Consider the following 18,162-nt stretch of genomic DNA (forward strand, 5'->3'; position numbering starts at 1 on the left):
GGGGGTGATGAGCGCTCTCACGTCACGGAAAAGCACCGTGTCCGAAGGTATGGACCATCGTCAAGAGGCAGGCGCACATTCGCTGTGATCTCGCCCCGGATTGAACCGGACGCGGCCGGCAGCCGTAATGAGACCGGCCCGTCCGGGAATTCGGACGGGCCGGCGGCGTACCCGCGCCGCCGGCCAGAGCATGTCAGTCGGGGCGTTCCGCGCTGCCCGCCGCGACGGCGTCCGACAACCCCACCGGCAGCGGGGACCGGTGCAGAATGCCGAGTGTCCGGGTGGCGCGGGTCAAAGCGACATACAGGTCGCTCGTGGCGAACTCGGCGGGCTCGACGACCAGGACCCGGTCGAATTCGAGGCCCTTGGCCTGTCGCGGAGCGAGCAGGACGAGGTGCCGGGTCAGGTCGGGATCGGCGCCCGCGACGACCCCCGGAAGGAGGGCGGCCAGATCATCGTGCAGTCGCCGGGGCGCGATGATCGCGAGGCGTCCCTCCTGCGGGGTCTCGGCGGCCGCTGCCTCGGCAGCGGCCGCCGCCAGGTCGCCGGACACCTGCCTGATCCACGGCAGGGCGCCTTCGGAGCGGACCGAGGAGGGCGGCGCGAAGCCGGGCCGCTCGGCGGCCACGACGGCGGCGGCGAGCTCCATCACCTCGGTGGGTGTGCGGTAGTTGACGTCGAGCCGGGTGTGCTCCCAGCGGTCACCGACGTAGGGGTCGAGGATGTCCTCCCAGGAGCCGACACCGGACTCCTCGGAGGTCTGCGCGGGGTCGCCGACGAGGGTCATGGAGCGCGAGGGGCAGCGCCGCATCAGCAGCCGCCACGCCATCGGGGAGAGCTCCTGCGCCTCGTCGACGATGACGTGTCCGAAGGCCCAGGTGCGGTCGGCGGCGGCGCGTTCGGCCGCCGTGCGGTGGTCGGCCTCCTCGTGGCGTTCGGCCATGCGCTCGGCGTCGATGATGTCGTGCGCGGCGAGGACCTCCGATTCGGTGTCCTCGAACTCGAACGACTCGGAGCCGCGGGCGACCTCCAGGACGCCCTGCGCGTACGCGACGCGCTCCTGGCGTTCGGCCTCCGCCGCGGCCTGCCGCGCGCTGTCGTCCTCGCCGAGGAGTTCGGCGGCCTCGTCCAGCAGTGGCGTGTCCGCCGGGGTCCAGTCGGCGGGCGAGGTGCGGGGCCTGCGGACGGCGGAGGCGTCCTCCTCGGACAGGCGGGTGGGTTCTGACAGATAGTCGGCGACGAACTCTTGGGGGCTGATGTCGGGCCACAGCTGGGCGATCGCCGCGTGCACGTCGGGGTTGGCGGCGATGGTCTTGCCCAGTTGGGCGATGTCGTCGGGGCCCAGGAGGTTCGGGCCGCCGTAGGGGTCGGTCCCGATGCGTTCGACGAGCTGTGCCGTGAGCGCGTCGACGACGCGGAAGGCGAAGTGCGGCCGGGCCAGGTTGTGCGGGAGCGAGGTGGCGCGTGCGGCCTCGCGGGCCTCGTCGGCGAGGTGCCAGTCGAGGACGAGGTCGCCGTCGTCGTTCGGGATGATCATCGGCTCGCCCGGCTCGGGCACCTGCTGCCGGTCGCGGACGGCCAGCCGCAGGATCTCCGCCATCTCGGCGCGGCCCTTGACCTCGGCGGCGTGCGCGCTGTCCGTGCCCCGTGCCTCGACGCCGGGGAAGAGCTCACCGAGCGTCGCCAGCAGCACTCCCGTCTCGCCGAGCGACGGCAGCACCTCGCCGATGTAGGCGAGGAACGCCGGGTTCGGGCCGACGACCAGCACGGCGCGCCTGGCGAGGAGTTCGCGGTGCTCGTAGAGCAGGAACGCGGCCCGGTGCAGCGCCACGGCGGTCTTTCCGGTGCCGGGGCCGCCCTCCACCACGAGGACGCCGCGGTGCGGTGCGCGGATGATGCGGTCCTGCTCGGCCTGGATGGTGCGCACGATGTCGCTCATGCGGCCGGTGCGGGCGGCGTTCAGGGACGCGAGGAGGACGGTGTCGCCGCTGGGGTCCTCGTGCCCGGTGCGTGCGGTGTCGCCCAGGTCGAGGATCTCGTCGTGCAGCTCGGTGACGGTGCGGCCCTGCGTGGTGAGGTGGCGCCTGCGGCGCAGGCCCATGGGGGTGTGCCCGGTGGCCAGGTAGAAGGGGCGGGCCGCGGGAGCGCGCCAGTCGATGAGGATCGGGGTGCGCTCGGGATCGTCCTCCTCGTCCTCGCGCAGGCCGATGCGGCCGATGTGGTGCGCGGTGCCGTCCGCCAGGTCGATACGGCCGAAGCACAGCGAGCCGTCGACGGAGTTCAGCGCCGTCAGCGACCTCGTGCGTTCCGCCAGGCGCACGTCGCGTTCGACGCGCCCCTGCTTGGTGTTGCCGTCCGGCACCTGTGCCTGGGCGACCGCCGATTCCGCCCACCGGCGCAGTGCGTCGACACGCGCGTAAAGGTGGTCGACGTATTCCTGCTCGCTCCGCAATGCGACGCTTTCCCCGTTTGACAAATCGGCTCCCTGCCCGTTATGCTGACTCTATTGACGGCCCCAATTCGGGGCCTTTTTCTGTGGGCACACAGAAACAACCAAGGTAGCTCAGGAAATCCCCGGTCGCAATTCTGCGACCGGGGATTTCCGATACCGGGCGAGGCGCTGCCGCTACCCCTGGGAGAAGCGCAGGGTCACCAGCTCGAAGGGGCCGAGCGCCAGTTCCACCGAGCCGTCCTCGGTGGTGGTCACCGCCGTGCGCCCGGCGGACAGCGGCCGCTCCAGCAGATCGCAGGCCGTCACCCCCGCGAAGGCGAATCCGGGCGTCAGGTTCACCGGTGCGCGCCCGCCGTGCGCCTCGTGGAAGCGCACCACCACGTCGCCGCTCGCGTCGTCGGCGAGCTTGACCGCGCTGAGGACCACGGCCTCGTTGTCGACGGCCACCAGCGGGGCCACCTCTGCCGTGCCCTCGGTCTCCCGCACGGGCAGGTTGATGTGCCAGCCCTCGCGTACCGCGTCCCCGATTCCGGCGCCGGGGAGCAGGGCGTAGCGGAAGCGGTGCACTCCCTGGTCGGTGTGCGGGTCGGGGAACCGGGGAGCGCGCAGCAGCGAGAGGCGCACGGTCGTGGTCGTGCCGCCCGCCGCCGAGGTGTCCTCGCGGGTGGCACGCGCGCCGCGGGTGACGTCGTGCCCGTAGGTGGAGTCGGTCACCAGCGCGGCGCCCCAGCCCGGCTCCTCCAGGTGGAGGAATCGGTGGTTGCAGGCCTCGAACTTGGCGGCGTCCCAGCTGGTGTTGGTGTGGGTGGGCCGGTAGAAGTGTCCGAACTGGGTCTCGGAGGCGTACCGGTCGGTGTGCAGGTCGAGGGGGAAGGCCGCCTTGAGGAACTTCTCCGTCTCGTGCCAGTCGACCTCGGTGTCCACGTCGAGCCGCTTGACCCCGGCGGCCAGGGTGAGCACCTGCGTGGCGGACGAGGCGCCGAAGGAGCGGGTGACGCGGACCGAGGCCGCGGCGGGCCGCCCGGCGCGCGCCGGCTCCTCGGTCAGCGCGACCTCGTCGGCGTCGGTGAGGTCGGTGACGGTGTTGCGGTAGAACGCGTCCACGTCCCAGGCGTCCCACATGTTCGGGAAGTCGGGGTGGAGCTGGAGGAGGTTGGCCGCCTGCCCGGGGGCGACGGCTTCCCTGCGGGCGGCCAGGTCGTAGGCGGAGACGACGAGTCCGCGCTCGTCGATCTCCACCCGCAGCAGCCCGTTGTCGAGGGTGAAGCCGCCGCCCTCGCGGGCGGTGGCGGCCACGGTGCCCTCGGGGACGGCGAGCGGGGCCGCGCCGCCTGCGGGCACGCCGCCGCGGGCGTGCGGGGAGGCGTTGAAGGCGACACGGCCCTCGCCCGCACCGCCTTGCGTGAGGGCACGCTGTGCGGCGTCGATGAGGTCGGTCAGTTCCGCGGCGACCCGCGCGTAGGTCTCCTCCGCCTCGCGGTGCACCCAGGCGATGGAGGAGCCCGGCAGGATGTCGTGGAACTGGTGCAGCAGCACCGTCTTCCACAGCCGGTCGAGCTGGTCGTACGGGTAGGGGTGTCCCGCGCGCACGGTGGCGGTGGCCGCCCACAGCTCGGCCTCGCGCAGCAGGTGTTCGCTGCGGCGGTTGCCCCGCTTGGTACCGGCCTGGCTGGTGAGGGTGGCCCGGTGCAGCTCCAGGTACAGCTCGCCCGCCCACACCGGCGGGTCGGGGTACTCGGCCTCGGCCTTGGCGAAGAAGGCGGCGGGGCTCTCCCACTCGACGGTGGCCGAGCCCTCCAGGTTCCGCATCCGCGCGGCCTTGGCGATCATCTCCCGTGTGGTGCCGCCACCGCCGTCGCCCCAGCCCGTGGGCGCCAGCGAGCGGGTGGCGCGACCCTTGTCCTTGAAGTTGCGGGCCGCGTGGGCGATCTCCGAGCCCTTCATGGAGCAGTTGTAGGTGTCCACGGGCGGGAAGTGGGTGAAGATCCGGGTGCCGTCGATGCCTTCCCAGTTGAACGTGTGGTGCGGGAAGGAGTTGATCTGGCTCCAGGAGATCTTCTGGGTGAGCAGCCACTTGGCGCCGGCCGCCTTGATGATCTGCGGAAGGCCCGCGGCGAATCCGAAGGTGTCGGGCAGCCACGCCTCGTCGTTCTCGACGCCGAACTCGTCCAGGAAGAACCGCTTCCCGTGCACGAACTGGCGGGCCATCGCCTCGGAGCCCGGCATGTTGGTGTCGGACTCGACCCACATGCCGCCGGCCGGGACGAAGCGGCCCTCGGCAACCGCCTCCTTGACCTTCGCGTAGACCTCGGGCCTGTGCTCCTTGATCCAGGCGTACTGCTGAGCCTGCGACATGGCGTAGACGAAGTCCGGCTCGTCCTCCAGCAGCGCCGTCATGTTGGAGGTGGTACGGGCCACCTTGCGCACCGTCTCGCGCAGCGGCCACAGCCACGCGGAGTCGATGTGCGCGTGGCCGACGGCGGTGATGCGGTGCGCCGAGGCGCGGGCGGGGGCGCTGAGGACGTCGGTGAGGCAGGCGCGTGCCGCGGCGGCGCTGCCCGGGACGTCCTGCAGGTCGAGGGCGTCCAGCGCGCGGTCGAGCGCGCGCAGGACCTCCCAGCGCCGGGCGCCGTCGGCGGGCAGCTCCCGCATCAGCTCGTCCAGCACCTCCAGGTCCATCACCAGGTTCCAGACGTCTTCCTCGAAGACGGCCAGGTCCATCCGGGCCAGCCGGTACTGGGGCTCGCTGCCTGCGGTGTCCTTGTCGCCCAGGTCGGTGGGGAGGAAGGGGTGGTAGTCGAGGATCACCGGGTTGGAGGCGGCCTCGATGTGCAGGTCGACCGATTCGCCGCCCGCCGCGCTCTCGGCGACGCGCACCCACTGGTTGCGCGGGTTGAGCCCCTTCACCGGCGAGCCGTCGGGGCGGTAGACCAGACCCTCGCACTGGAAGCCCGGCATGTTCTCGTCGAAGCCCAGGTCGAGGACGGCCTCGACGGTGCGGCCCGCCCAGTCGGCCGGCACGCTGCCGGTCACCCGGAACCAGCTGGTGCCCCAGGGCGCGCCCCACCTGTCCCCCACGGCGACCGGGGAGTGCGGCGCCGCCAGCCCCTCGGCGACCGGGACCGGCTCGCCCGGCGCGTGCCAGACCGTCACCTGGAGCGGGACGGAGGAGGAGTGGACGGCGGGGCGGATGCGTTCGTCGAGGACCCGCTTGAGGCGGCCTTCGGTCAGTGCGCGGTCGTCGTGCATAAGTGCTGCTCTCCGTAGGGGTTTCCGGTCGGGCTTACCAAGGGTGGCTGGTGGAGGCGGAGGAGGACGAGTGGGTGTACAGCTCCCCGACGGTGTGCAGGGTGAAGCGGGCGGTCTTCTCGTCCTGTTCGGGGCGGAGCCCGGGTACGAAGAAGGCGTGCTGGCAGGTGGCGCCGAGGAAGCGCCGGGTGCCGTCGGGCAGCACGCGGTGCAGCGCGTAGTGGCGTACCCGCCCCGGGGCGGGCTGCCAGGCCAGGCGCAGCGCGGTGGTGCCGTCGCCGTCCGGTGCCGCGTCGGTGACGCGCAGCGCGCGGGGCGGCGCGTCAGGCGCCTGGTGCCCGTCGCGCACGGCGAGAGCGCCCAGCCGCCAGCTGGTCGCGGGCGCTGTGCCGCCGGGTGGCCCGTCGACGGGGGTGATGCGTACGCCCAGCGTCCTGACGGTGCGTGTGCCGGATACGGGCAGGTGGGGACCGAGGCGTACGGTCGCGGTGACCCAGCCGGCGGCGTCGGGCCTGGCGGTGCCCGCGGGCAGGTAGATGAAGGGCACAGGCGCGCCGGGGCGGTCGGGTTCCGCGAGGGCGACGGCCAGTTCGACGCTGACGCCCGCCGAGCCTTCCGCGGCGCGGTGGGTGAGCGAGACGGTGGTGTGCGGGCCGGCGGGCAGCCGGGTGGAGTACAGCTCGATCGTCACGGGTGCGTCGAGCCGGCCCGCGACCAGCAGGCTGCTGCCGCCGTGCCAGGCGTCGGCGAAGTCGAAGGAGACCTGCGGCCGGGTGCCTGTGGTGGTCAGCGCCCAGCGCCGGGCGGGCAGCCTGTCCTGCAGCCCGAGGTGGTTCCACTGCGCGTCGGAGGTCGCCCGGCCCTCCTCGTACCACCGCAGTCCGTGACCGGTGTTGAAGGTGGTGGCGAAGGGGACGGCGTCGATGGTGGAGCGGTCGGCGACCACGGCCGCCGGTGCCCGCCAGCCACCGCCCGGATGCCAGGCCTGGGTGGGGTCGAGTGAGGTGCCGGTCCAGAACCTGTCGTCGGCGGCGTGGAAGCGCTCGGGTGTGCGTTCCTTCTCCCCGAGGTGGGTGAGGGTCCATTCGGGCCGGTAGAAGCCGTAGCTGACGGTGTGGGGCTTGTCGGTGGGGACGAGGGCGTCCCAGTCGACGTCGGTGTTCCAGCCCTCCTGCTCGACGTCGACGCCCGCCTGGAGCGCGTAGCGGTCGCGGCCGAGGTCTTCGGCGAACCGGCCGGAGGAGGCGAGGCTGTCCGGGGTCCACCTGAAGTCGAGGAACATCGCGTCGCTGACCTTGCCCCGCGCGTCGTGGAAGAAGTCGCGGTTGGTCTCGTTCAGCGCGCCCTGCCAGCCCACCTCGCCTGTGCGGGTGAGCGCGTCGTACCAGGTCAGCCGCAGGCCGTGGGCGTCGCACAGGGTTCGCATCCGGCGCAGGAAGCCGTGCATGTGCCCGGCGAGTGCGGCGTCGCCGCCCTCGGTCTCGGCGTTGACGAACCAGCCGTCGAAGCCGTGGGCCACGGCCACCTGGGCCAGCCGGTCCGCCAGCGGGTAGCCGCCCGAGGCGTCCCGCTGCACGAGGTCGCGGGTCCAGCGCAGCGTTCCGCCGTGGCCGACAGGCGGCAGGAAGACGGTGCCGAGGACGGGCACGCCGTTGCGGTGCGCGGCGTCCACGACCGGGGCGTTGGGCGCGAGGATCAGCCCCTCCCCCGCCGAGCCTCCCCAGAAGACCAGCTCGTCCAGGTACGCCCACTGGGTGAGGGCGTAGTAGTCGGCGCTGCCGCCGCCCTGCGCCGGATTGCCCGCTGTGTGGTCGAAGGCGACCAGGGCGCTGATACGAGCCTGCCCCGGCCTCGCCGAGGTGTTGGCGGCGACGGGTGTGAAGCGCCGGGCCAGGGGGACCGAAGCCCTGTTGAAGGGCAGGTCCGCGTCCTCCTCGGGACGCCAGTCCTTCAGGCTCCGCCACACGACGCCCTCGCCGGGCGAGCCCGAGGGGAGCGTGTCGGGGAACCAGTAGGAGGCGTAGGGCTGTCCGGCTCCACTGCCCGCGCCGGAGGCACGGGCGGCGGCACGCGCGGAGGCGGGCACGGTGAGCGGACCGAGGAGGGCGGCGGCGGCCGTCGTGGCCGAGCCCAAGACGGTGCGGCGCCTCATGTCTGCTCCTCGGTGGTCCGTGCGGCGGCCTGCTCGACGGTGACCAGGTCGGTGATGCCGCGGGCGGCCAGGTGTGCGGTGTCGCGGGACCGTTCGGCCAGCACCACGGCAGGGCGCACCCCCGCGGCGGTCAGCCGCGCGAACGCCTCGAAGAAAGCGCCGCCGGGTGCGCACACGGACCTGCCGGGCCGGGCGCCGTCCGCGTCGCCGCTGACTCGTGGCCCCCCGGGATGCTTCCCCTCAGGACCTTCGGGATGCGCGTCGAGCACGAGGGCCGTGGTGCGCGGTGCGGGCGCTCGCGCGGCCACCCGGTACTCCCGTACGGCGTCGGCCAGCGCGCGGGCCGCGGGCTTGGGCTGCTGGTCCTCGGTGAACAGGCCGAGGGAGTACTCGAGTTCCGGGAAGTCGGCGAGACCGCGGGAGACGTCGTGGGAGCACCACCAGGTGACGCCCCACACGTCTTCGCAGTCGAGTGCCGCCTCGACGGTCGCCCGGGTGAAGGCGGCGGCGTGCTCGGCGGGGACGTGCGGTGCGGGTGCGCCCACCTCCTGGAGCCACACAGGCCTGTGCGGCTCGTCGGCCCACGCCTTGGACAGTTCGATCAGGTAGGCGGCGTGGTGTTCGGTGGCGGTCCCCGCGTGGCCGTGCCGCTGCGCGGTGCCGTTGAAGACCCAGGAGTGGACGGCTGTCGCGGCGCCGAGGCGGGCGGCGTGCGCGGGGGTGAAGGGGTGCCCGTCCAGGTACCAGGCCGCGTCGTACTCGGCGTGCAGGTGCCACTTGTCGGGGGCGCCCTCGCGGCAGGCCTCCAGCATGCGCCGCAGCCAGCGTTCGGCCTGGTCCTGGGTGATGCGGTCGGGGTCGGGGTGCGGGTCGCCGGAGAACTGGTTGATCTCGTTGCCCACCGTCATGCCGAGGAAGTGGGGCCGGTCGGCGAGGGCGGCGGCGAGAGTGCGCAGGTAGGTGGCCTCGCCCTCGACGACGTCCGGGTCGGTGAAGAGGTTGCGGCGGTGCCAGGTCCCGGTCCAGGCGGGCAGGAAGTCGAAGCTGGACAGGTGGCCCTGCAACCCGTCCACGTTGACGTCGAGGCCGCGTTCACCGGCGGCGTCGACGAGCCGCACCAACTGCTCGACGGCGCGGGGCCGCACGAGGGCCCGGTTGGGCTGGAAGAGCGGCCACAGGGGGAAGACGCGGATGTGGTCGAGGCCGAGGGAGGCGATGGCGTCGAGGTCGGTGCGCACCGCGTCCAGGTCGAAGTCGAGCCAGTGGTGGAACCAGTCGCGGGAGGGGGTGTAGTTGACTCCGAAGCGCGGAGCGGCCGAGGGCGTGGGGGCGGACGTGTGCGTCATCGTGTGGTGGTGTTCCCGGGGGTAGGGGGCGGCGTTGTCGCGGTGCGGTGTCTCAGCCCTTGACGGCGCCCTCACCGACGCCGCGGAAGAAGTAGCGCTGGAGACAGGCGAACATCACGATCAGCGGCAGTACGGCGATGATGGTGCCGGCCGCCACGAGCCGCTGGTCGTCGGCGAAGGTGCCGTGCAGGTAGTTGAGGCCCACGGTGAGGGTGAAGTTGGCGGGGTCGCTGAGCACGATCAGGGGCCACAGGAAGTCGTCCCATGCGGCCATGAAGGCGAAGATCGCCACGACGGCCAGCGTGCCCTTGACGGAGGGCAGCGCGATCCGCACGAACCGCTGCCAGACGTTGGCGCCGTCCACGAGGGCGGCTTCCTCCACCTCGAACGGCAGGTGGGAGAACGCGTTGCGCATCAGCAGCACGTTCATGGCACCGACGGCGCCGGGCAGCAGCACCCCGAGCAGGGTGTTGTTGAGGTGGAGCGCCCGCGCCATGGTGAACTGGGCGATGATGATGCTCTCGAGCGGGACGAGCATCGCCATCACGAAGACGACCACGGCGACCCCGCGTCCGCGGAAGCGGAGCCGGGCGAGCGCGTAGCCCGCCAGGGACGCGCCGACGAGGTTGGTCGCCACGCTGCCGACGGCCACCGCGAGGGAGTTGAGCGCGTAGTCCCACACCGGGATGATCTCGGCGACGCCCGCGTAGTTGTCGAGGGTGGCATCCGAGGGCAGCAGCTTGGGCGGGTAGCTGTAGATGTCCTCGCCCGGCCCCTTGAGCGAGGTGGACAGCTGCCACAGGAAGGGGCCGACCATGACGGCGAACACGACCAGCAGCAGCAGGTAGCGCAGCGCGGTCTGCCACCCGGGGGGCCGTCTGCCGTCCTCCCCCGCCGGCCCGCGGAGCCGGCGGGGACCCGGGCTCCCTGAGCGGCGCGCGCCTTCGCGGCCCGCCTGCTCGGTGTCCGGTCCGGTGCGCGGCGCCGGATGCGCGGTGGCGGCTCCCATTACGCGTCCTCCTTCCGGTTGGCCCGCAGCACCAGCAGCATCAGGCCGAGCGTGATGACGAAGACGACGACGGAGAGCGCCGAGGCGTATCCCACGCGTCCGTTGAGTCCGGTACCGACCTGCTGGACGAGCTGCACCAGCGTGGTGTCCTCTCCCGCGGGGCCGCCGTTCTCCCCCGCGAGGAGGTAGACCTCGGAGAAGACCTTGAAGGCGCTGACCGAGGAGAGCGCGCCGACCAGCACCATGGTGCTGCGCAGGGCGGGGACGGTGACGCTGAGGAAGCGGCGCACGGGCCCCGCCCCGTCGACGGCGGCGGCCTCGTGGAGCTCCCTGGGCACGTTGTTCAGCACCGCCAGGTAAATGATCATGTAGTAGCCGAGGCCCTTCCAGACCGTCAGCAGCATCGCGCTCAGCAGGATCAGCGTCGAGTCGCTGAGGAAACCCACCGGGCTCGCGCCCAGCGCTTCGAGGATGCCGTTGACCAGCCCGCGGTCGTCCAGCATCCAGGACCAGATCAGGCCCACGACCACCACGGAGGCGACGACGGGTGTGTAGAAGGCCGCCCGGAAGAAGGCGATACCGGGAATGTGCCGCCTCACGAGCATCGCGAGCAGCAGCGGCAGCAGCACCAGCAGCGGCACGGTCACCAGCACGTACAGGCAGCTGTTGCCGAGCCCCGTCCAGAACATCTCGTCGTGCAGGAGCCGGCGGAAGTTGGCGAGCCCCACGAAGGAGCCCGGCACCAGCGTCCGGTTGTCGGTGAAGGAGTTGCCCACGGTCAGGAGGAAGGGGGCGAGGCTGAAGGCGGTGACGGCCAGCAGACCGGGCGCGAGGAACAGCCACGGGCTGGCGGGCAGGTGTCTGCGCACGCGCCGGGGCGCCGGCTTGGGCGCTGTCCCGGGTGGTGCGGTGGTGGCTGACGTCATTCCGGTTCCTGGTCCTTTTCCTGGTCCTTCGATCGGCTCGACTCGTCGCGTCCGGCCCACGCCTGTGCGCTGCGGCGGCGCGGTCCCACGCCCCGCCGCCGTGCGGCCTGGTCCCGCGCCTCAGCCGAGTTGCAGCAGGCGGTTGCATTCCTCCGCGGCGCGGCGCAGCGCCTTCTCGGGCGACTCGTCACCGCGCAGCGCCCGGGTGACGGCGTTCTGCAGCACCGTCTTCATGTCGTCGCTCAACAGCACCGGGGTGTAGTTGACGGCCTTCTCCAGCGACTTGGCGGAGGCGACACGCACCCGCGTCTTGTCCGTGCCGTCCTGCTCGGTGAAGAAATCCCCGTCCAGCGCGCCCTTGGTGCTGGGGAAGACGGTGGTCTCGTGGGCGAACGCCATCTGGTTCTCGGCGTTGGTCACGAAGTGCGCGAAGGCGACGGACGTGGCCTTGTTGTCACCCGCCGCGTTGACCATCAGGCCCTGCACGTACATGTTGGGGTGCCCGGTGTTGTTCGGCGCGTCGGTGATACCGATGTGCTCGTAGAGACTCGGTGCGTCCTTCTTGAACTTGTCCAGGTCCAGGGCGCTGCCGGGGTTCATCGCCACGGACTGCTGCATGAACTTCCGCCCTGCCTGCTCGGGCGTGGAGGTGAACGCCTGCGAGTCCAGGGCCCCGGCCCGGTAGAGCTTCCTGTAGCGCTTCAGCAGTTCGACGCCCTTGGGCTCGTCGAAGGTGAAGGCGGTGCCCGAGGAGTTCATCACCCGCACGCCGTAGCGCCCGAAGTCCTCGATGGTGGGCACGTTGGCCAACGTCGCGATCTTCCCGCCGCTGCGCTCGGCCATCGTCAGCGCGGCGTCGAAGAGTTCGTCGTAGGTCCGCGGCGGATCGTCCGGGTCGAGGCCTGCCTTGTCGAAGAGACGCTTGTTGTAGAAGAGCGGCCCGGTGTTGAGGTACCAGGGGAAGGCGTAGGTGCCCTTCATGCCCGGTATCTTCGTGCTCTTCCACGCAGCCGGCAGGTACTCGTCCCGGTACTGCGGGGCCGCGCTGTCGAGATCGAGCGCCAGGTGGGCCTTCGCCAGCGGGGCGGCGAGATCGGGTGAGACGTTCACGACGTCGGGCAGGGTGCCGCCGGCGGCATCCGCGCTGATCTTGTCCGCGTAGCCCTCCGCGGGCTGGTCGACCCACTTCACGTGCGTGCCCGGGTACTTCTTCTCGAACTTGTCGATCAGCTTCTCGAAGTAGCCCCGATAGGCGGCCCGCAGGCTCCAGGTCTGGAAAGTGATCGTCCCGCGCACCTCGCCCTCGGCGCTCGTGGTGTCCACGTTCTGTGTCCCCACGGTGCAGGCGGAGAGGGCGAGGGCCCCCACGAGGGCGAGGGCGGCCGCGCGGGAACTGCGCACGGCTTCGCGGGACTTGCGCACGACGAACAGCTCTCCTTCGAGCAGGACGGGAACACGCCGCGGAGCGGCCGCCGTCCGGCGAACGAGCGGACAGGGGCTCCCGGCGGGACGGCGCTGACATCGATGTCAGGCGGCGGTGCCGGGGAATAAGCTGCATTGCCGCGCCGGGAAAGTCAATAGCTCCCCGGAAAAGCGTCCTTCGTCTTACCGGTACCCGTGCCGGGGCCCTGGGCGGCTCTTGCGTCCGGGAGCTAATGCGCTTTAGCTTGTGACTGCTTAAGCGGTTTAGCCGGGGCCTCGGGTTGCCGTCCGCCGGGGGCCGACCGACCCCGGGTGCGTGGCGGGAGCGGTGTGCGGTGGGCCCGGGCGGCGGCCGGTCCCGGGCTCCCGCCTGGGGTGCGCGGCGGCTGGTCCCCGGTGGCGGTCGGGCCGCGAACAGCAGGGCGTCGGCGGCGAGCTGCGGGCAGTGGGCGATTGCTGCCAGGATTGCCACCGCAAGCCGCCGGGACCACGGACGCCGCCGCAGGAAGGCTGCCGGGACAACCGGGGCGGTCGGGGAACCGGGACGAGGCGAGACGAGGGGCGGGCTGACGTGGATTCCGTGGACGCGGTGCACACGGAAGGAGCCGTCGAGGCGGACAGCGCGGACGAGACGGCGGCAGCGGCGGACCGTACGCGGGAGGCCGAACCCGAGAGCAGCCCGAGCGAGCGCGGCCCGAGCGGGGTTGGGCCGAGCGGGGTTGGGCCGAGCGGGGTTGGGCCGAGCAGCACGGGCGAAGCGCCGGAAGCGGCGCGAGCGGCCGGCGCCTTGGAGGTGCCGGCGCAGCGGCGTCGCCCGACCATCAAGGACATCGCCCGGCGGTCCGGCGTGTCCGAGAGCGCCGTCTCGTTCGCCCTCAACGGCCGCCCGGGGGTGTCGGAAACCACCCGCGCACGAGTGCGCCGGGTGGCCGAGCAGGTCGGTTGGCGGCCCAGCACGGCCGCCCGGGCGCTGTCCGGTGAGGGCGCTGCCACCATCGGCCTGGTGCTGGCACGCCCCGCGCGCATGCTCGGGGTCGAGTCGTTCTTCCTCCAGCTCATCTCCGGCGTCCAGCAGGTACTCGCACAGCGCAGGCTCGGCCTGCTCTTCCAGGTCGTGGAGGACGTGACGGCCGAGTGCGCGATGTACCGCCACTGGTGGGCCGAGCACCGCGTCGACGGTGTGCTGTTGGTCGACCCGCGCTCGGCGGATCCGCGGCCCGGGGTCCTGGAGTCGCTCGGGCTGCCCGCCGTCGCCATCGGCGGCACCGAGACCCGGCCCCGGCTCTCCGCCGTCTCCGCCGACGACGCGGGAGCCATGACGTCGGTCGTCTCCCACCTGCACGCGTTGGGGCACCGCGACATCGTCCACGTCGCGGGGCTTGCCGGGCTGGCGCACACCGAACGCCGGATCGCCTCGTTGCGGGCCGAGGCCGGACGGCGTGGCCTGCCGCGTGCCAGGTCCCTGACGACCGACTACTCGGATGCCGAGGGCGCGGCGATGACCCGGCGGCTGCTCGACGAGGACGCGCCGCCGACCGCCGTCATCTACGACAACGACGTGATGGCCGCCGCGGGCGTGGCCGCCGCGGCCGAGCGGGGTCTGTCGGTCCCGGGTGACCTGTCCATCGTCTCCTGGGAGGACTCGGTGCTCTGCCGCATGGTGCACCCGTGGCTGACCGCGCTGGCCCGCGACCCGGTCGCCTTCGGGCGCGGCGCCGCGCAGGAGCTGGCCCGCCTCCTGGACGGCTCGCCCTCCCGCACCGTCGGGGTGCCGCTGCCCGAACTGCTGGTGCGGGAGAGCACCGCGGCACCGAAGAGCCGGCCCGTCCCGCCCCGGCCCGGCCGCGTCTCCTCCGACAGGGTCGCGGGCGCCAGCTCGGGCCCTGACTCGGACTCGGCTCCGGACTCGGCTTGACCCTCACGCCGCGTGAGGCCGAAGAGTGAGGTCCATGAGCGACCACTACGACGCGTTCGAGATGAGCCCCGTACCCACGCCAGGACCGGACGCCGTTCCTCCGGAGCCGTTCCGCGGCATCTACGGCATGCCCGCCTTCGCGACGATCCCCACGGACGACTTGGCGGCGTCGACGGACTTCTGGACCCGTGGACTCGGCTTCGTTGATCTGTTCAGCATCCCCGGGGAGGTCGTGCATCTGCGCCGGTGGGCGTTCCAGGACGTCCTCCTCATCCCGGCGACGGGCGTCCCTGGACAGCCGGCGGGACCGAGCCTGAGTTTCGCGTGCGTGCTCGGCCAGGTCGACACCGTCGTCGAGGCCTGTCGTGCGTTGCGCCGGGACTCGGTGGAAGGCCCGCGCGACACCCCCTGGAACACCCGCGACGTCGTGGTGACCACACCGGAGAACGCACGGATCGTCTTCACCGCGGCGAAGCCCTTCGACCCGTCCAGCCAGGAGGCCCGCAACCTCGCAGCCGTCGGGATCGAGCCACCGGGGGGCACCGGTCGCGGCGACAATGACCGGCATGCCTGATACCACCGACGTCGACGGCCTGACCGTCGGTCAGGTCTCGGCGCGCCTGGACGTGACGGTCCGCGCGCTGCACCACTGGGACGAGATCGGCCTGGCACGGCCCTCGCTGCGCACGGCCGCCGGGTACCGGCTCTACACCGCCGCCGATCTGGAACGCCTCCACCGCATCGTCGTCTACCGCGAGATCGGTCTCGGCCTGGACCGGATCCGGGCCGTGCTGGACGACTCGGCGGACGTGCCCGGTGCGCTGCGCGCGCAGCGCACCCAGGTCGCCGAACGGATCGAACGCCTCCAGCGGCTCAGCGCCGGACTGGAGCGGATGATCGACGCCCACGAGCGCGGCCTGCTGCTCACCCCCGAGGAGCAGGCCGCGCTCTTCGGCCCGCGCTGGGACCCGGACTGGCCTGCCCAGGCCCGCCGGCGCTACGGGGACACCACGCAGTGGCGGCAGTACGCCGAACGCTCGGCCTCCCGCGGCCCGGAGGAATGGCAGGCCGTCGCCGACGACGTCGCCGGCCTCGACCGCGCCCTCGGAGAGGCGATGGACGCCGGCGTCGCACCCGGCAGCCCGGAGGCACATCAACTCGTCGAGCGGCACCGGGAGGTTTTCGCCTCCTACTTTCCGCTGACCAGGCAGATGCAGGTCTGTCTCGGCCGCATGTACGAGTCCGATCCGGGGTTCGCCGCCCACTACGACGGCATCCGCACCGGCCTCGCCCCGTGGTTCCGTCGCCTCATCGACGCCGACGCGCGTGCCCACGGCATCGACCCGGACACCGCGACCTGGGAGTAGAACGCGGGGCCCGGCCCGTGAGTCCGTCCGGCGGGAGCGTCCTCGCGCGTCCGCGAGAGCGCCGGGGCCGGGTCGGCCTCACGGCCCGCCGCGGCCTTCCGCCGCGTCGAACGCGGGTGCCAGGGGAGCCATCGCCGCGCGCAGCAGATCGGGCAGCGAGCCGGAGGGTACGACCAGACCTCCGGCCCCGAGGCTCTCCGCGGGCCCGCCGGCTCCGGCAGCCTCAGCGGCCCCGTCGGCTCCACTCACTCCCGGAGCCCCCGCCGACGACCTGAGCCAGCCTTCCAGCGCGATGCGCACCGCCGCGGCGACGCTCGCCGCGAGGACGCGAGCCGTCTGCACTCCGGCGTCGGTGAGACGTTCGGCGACCACCACCGTGAGAGGGGCCTCGATCCCGGCGGCGGCGTCGAGGAACGCGTCGCGCAGCGCGGTCCCGGTGGCGATCAGCAACAGCGCCTGGCGCTCGCGCTCACCCGGGTTCGTGTACTGCTCGATCACCGCCTCGCTGACGGCGTCGGCCAGACGCGTCCCCGCGGGCCGCGCCGCGACCGCCGCAGCGATCCGCGTCTCCCGGTCCGCGGTGACGGCGGCGACGATCGCCTGCTCGCGGCTGGCGAAGTAGTTGTTGTAGGTGCGGGGTGAGACCCCGGCCGCTTCCGCGATGTCCTCGACCCGCACTCGGTCGGGCCCGTGCTCCACGGCCAGGCGCAGAGCCGCCTCACGCAGCGCTTCCCGCGTGGCTCGCTTCTTCCTCTCCCGCAGCCCTGGGGGTGGTGTCGTCACAGGCGTCAGCGTTCCACACGCAGATGCGTGCCCGCAAACTTGCGCACACGCGAATCTGCGCACGCGCAAACTTGCGTGCACGCACTTTTATTGTCAGGCTCGACGCGTTCAGGAGCGGCAGCCTCGCCCGTTGAGCGACGGCGGCAGCCTCGACCCACCCCCGGGCGGCGGCGACCTCGCCCCGCCCGAAGCGACAGGGAGAAGAGCGGATGCGAGCAAGAGGAATGACCTACGACACCGGACTCGTCGTGCACGGCCAGATGTCCCGCGAGCACTTCGAGCCGGAGGTCGTCCGGCGTGAACTCGCCATCATCCGCGACGATCTGCACTGCGACGCGGTCCAGATCATCGGCGGCGATCCGGACCGGCTCGAGCTGGCTGCCGACGCCGCCGCCGAGCTCGGTCTGGAGGTCTGGTTCTCGCCCTACCCGCTGGAGCTGGACCCCGACCGCATCCTCACGCTCTTCAGCGACTGCGCCGAGCGGGCGGAACGGCTCCGACGCAAGGGCGCCACGGTCGTGTTCGTCGCAGGGGTGGAACTGAGCGTGATGAACCGCGGGTTCCTGCCCGGCGAGAGCCCGGAGGACCGGGTCGGGCAGCTCATGCGGCGACCCGAGCGGCGGCCCGAAGCCCTGCGCGAACTCGGCGTGCGCATGAACGCCTTCCTCCGCGACGCCGCCGCCACGGTGCGCGAGCGTTTCGGAGGCGGAGTGACCTACGCCGCCATCCAGTTCGAGCAGGTCGACTGGGCCCCCTTCGACTTCACGACGTTCGAGCTGATCCGCTCCGCCGAGATCGCCGACGGTTTCCGCGACGCGGTACGCACCCTGGCCGGCGGCCCGAAACCGCTCGCCCTCACCGGATTCGGCACAGCGGCCTACCGCGGCGCGGGAGACAGGGGCGGGCGGGTGCTGGAAGTGGTCGAGTACGACCCGGACACCAGGGTCCCGGTACGGCTGAACGACGTGTACGAGCGCGACGAAGCCGGCCAGGCCGCCTACCTGAGCGAGCTACTGGAGGTCTTCGACGCCGAGGGCGTGGACAGCGCCTTCGTGTTCCTGTTCGCCCTCGCCGACTATCCGCACCGCCCCGACGGCGACCCCAGGGACGATCTGGACCGGGCAAGCCTGGGCATCGTCAAACCCCTCGAAGGACGCCGGGGCCACACCTACCCCGACATGGAGTGGGAGCCCAAGGAGGCCTTCGCGGCAGTGGCCCAGCGGTATCGCAGGTGACAGGTCCCATGCCCGGACCGGCAGCGCCGCACCTGACGCGCGATCGACGACACCTGGACCTGTGACGACGGTGCCGGTGTCGCGAGATGCCACGGACAGACAGGCATCACGGGTGATGCGGGCGCCAGTCGGGCACGTCTGGACCGCTTTGGTGGACCCCGACGCGCTGACGGCCTGGCTCCCTCCAGCCGGAATGGTCGGCAGGTTCGAGCGCTTCGACGCCCGGCCTGGGAGTCCTACCGGATGGTGCCTGTACCGGCGCATCCGGCGCGCCCGGCAGGGCCACCGCGGACTCCGATGTCGTCG

At 72.3% G+C, this 18,162-nt stretch carries 12 protein-coding genes; 4 read left to right on the plus strand and 8 right to left on the minus strand.

The features are described from left to right. Positions 1-193: 193 nt before the first annotated feature. From DTL70_RS14315 to DTL70_RS14345, 7 genes are all read right to left on the minus strand, one after another. Entirely contained in the window at positions 194-2,452 is a 2,259-nt protein-coding gene (locus tag DTL70_RS14315; protein ID WP_114022308.1) for a HelD family protein, read from the minus strand. Positions 2,453-2,626: 174 nt separating this feature from the next. After that, entirely contained in the window at positions 2,627-5,701 is a 3,075-nt protein-coding gene (locus DTL70_RS14320; RefSeq protein WP_114022309.1) for an alpha-mannosidase, read from the minus strand. A 34-nt stretch (positions 5,702-5,735) separates the two neighbouring features. Continuing rightward, positions 5,736-7,853: an endo-beta-N-acetylglucosaminidase gene (locus DTL70_RS14325; RefSeq protein ID WP_114022310.1), complete on the minus strand. Its 2,118-nt coding sequence runs from the start codon at positions 7,851-7,853 to the stop codon at positions 5,736-5,738. After that, the gene (locus tag DTL70_RS14330; protein WP_114022311.1) at positions 7,850-9,199 is read right to left on the minus strand and encodes a glycoside hydrolase 5 family protein; all 1,350 of its coding nucleotides are present in this window, start codon (positions 9,197-9,199) and stop codon (positions 7,850-7,852) included. The genes DTL70_RS14325 and DTL70_RS14330 overlap by 4 nt, the downstream gene beginning before the upstream one ends. Positions 9,200-9,251: 52 nt before the next feature. Then, positions 9,252-10,208 carry a carbohydrate ABC transporter permease gene (locus tag DTL70_RS14335; protein ID WP_114022312.1) on the minus strand — a complete coding sequence of 319 codons (957 nt, stop codon included), beginning with the start codon at positions 10,206-10,208 and terminating at the stop codon, positions 9,252-9,254. Beyond that, on the minus strand, positions 10,208-11,134 hold the full coding sequence (locus tag DTL70_RS14340; protein ID WP_114022313.1) for a carbohydrate ABC transporter permease: 927 nt from the start codon (positions 11,132-11,134) through the stop codon (positions 10,208-10,210). Before DTL70_RS14340 ends, DTL70_RS14335 begins: the two co-directional genes overlap by 1 nt. Positions 11,135-11,254: 120 nt before the next feature. Next, positions 11,255-12,535: an ABC transporter substrate-binding protein gene (locus DTL70_RS14345; RefSeq protein WP_114022565.1), complete on the minus strand. Its 1,281-nt coding sequence runs from the start codon at positions 12,533-12,535 to the stop codon at positions 11,255-11,257. Positions 12,536-13,349: 814 nt separating this feature from the next. On the opposite strand from DTL70_RS14345, the gene DTL70_RS14350 reads away from it, so the two are divergent. Genes DTL70_RS14350 through DTL70_RS14360 form a run of 3 tightly spaced genes read left to right on the plus strand, consistent with a single transcriptional unit; the run spans position 13,350 to position 15,838 of the window. Next, entirely contained in the window at positions 13,350-14,471 is a 1,122-nt protein-coding gene (locus tag DTL70_RS14350; protein ID WP_114022566.1) for a LacI family DNA-binding transcriptional regulator, read from the plus strand. A 34-nt stretch (positions 14,472-14,505) separates the two neighbouring features. Further along, positions 14,506-15,045: a VOC family protein gene (locus DTL70_RS14355; RefSeq protein ID WP_114022314.1), complete on the plus strand. Its 540-nt coding sequence runs from the start codon at positions 14,506-14,508 to the stop codon at positions 15,043-15,045. After that, complete coding sequence (locus DTL70_RS14360) at positions 15,038-15,838, plus strand: MerR family transcriptional regulator (RefSeq protein ID WP_114022567.1); 801 nt, start codon at positions 15,038-15,040, stop codon at positions 15,836-15,838. Before DTL70_RS14355 ends, DTL70_RS14360 begins: the two co-directional genes overlap by 8 nt. Positions 15,839-15,916: 78 nt before the next feature. Here DTL70_RS14360 and DTL70_RS14365 read toward each other — a convergent pair whose 3' ends face one another. Beyond that, positions 15,917-16,621: a TetR/AcrR family transcriptional regulator gene (locus DTL70_RS14365; RefSeq protein WP_114022315.1), complete on the minus strand. Its 705-nt coding sequence runs from the start codon at positions 16,619-16,621 to the stop codon at positions 15,917-15,919. A 209-nt stretch (positions 16,622-16,830) separates the two neighbouring features. Between DTL70_RS14365 and DTL70_RS14370 the strand changes: the two genes are divergently transcribed. Further along, positions 16,831-17,856: a glycoside hydrolase family 113 protein gene (locus tag DTL70_RS14370; RefSeq protein WP_245979367.1), complete on the plus strand. Its 1,026-nt coding sequence runs from the start codon at positions 16,831-16,833 to the stop codon at positions 17,854-17,856. The last annotated feature ends 306 nt before the right edge of the window (positions 17,857-18,162 follow it).

It is taken from the genome of Streptomyces diacarni (genome assembly GCF_003323715.1).
Classification (GTDB): Bacteria; Actinomycetota; Actinomycetes; order Streptomycetales; family Streptomycetaceae; genus Streptomyces; species Streptomyces diacarni.

Bases quoted from the DNA above. Each gene is read 5' to 3' on its own strand.
- DTL70_RS14320 (WP_114022309.1), bottom strand. From the start codon at position 5,701: ATGCACGACGACCGCGCACTGACCGAAGGCCGCCTCAAGCGGGTCCTC.
- DTL70_RS14325 (WP_114022310.1), bottom strand. From the start codon at position 7,853: ATGAGGCGCCGCACCGTCTTGGGCTCGGCCACGACGGCCGCCGCCGCC.
- DTL70_RS14330 (WP_114022311.1), bottom strand. From the start codon at position 9,199: ATGACGCACACGTCCGCCCCCACGCCCTCGGCCGCTCCGCGCTTCGGA.
- DTL70_RS14335 (WP_114022312.1), bottom strand. From the start codon at position 10,208: ATGGGAGCCGCCACCGCGCATCCGGCGCCGCGCACCGGACCGGACACC.
- DTL70_RS14340 (WP_114022313.1), bottom strand. From the start codon at position 11,134: ATGACGTCAGCCACCACCGCACCACCCGGGACAGCGCCCAAGCCGGCG.
- DTL70_RS14355 (WP_114022314.1), top strand. From the start codon at position 14,506: ATGAGCGACCACTACGACGCGTTCGAGATGAGCCCCGTACCCACGCCA.
- DTL70_RS14360 (WP_114022567.1), top strand. From the start codon at position 15,038: ATGCCTGATACCACCGACGTCGACGGCCTGACCGTCGGTCAGGTCTCG.
- DTL70_RS14370 (WP_245979367.1), top strand. From the start codon at position 16,831: ATGCGAGCAAGAGGAATGACCTACGACACCGGACTCGTCGTGCACGGC.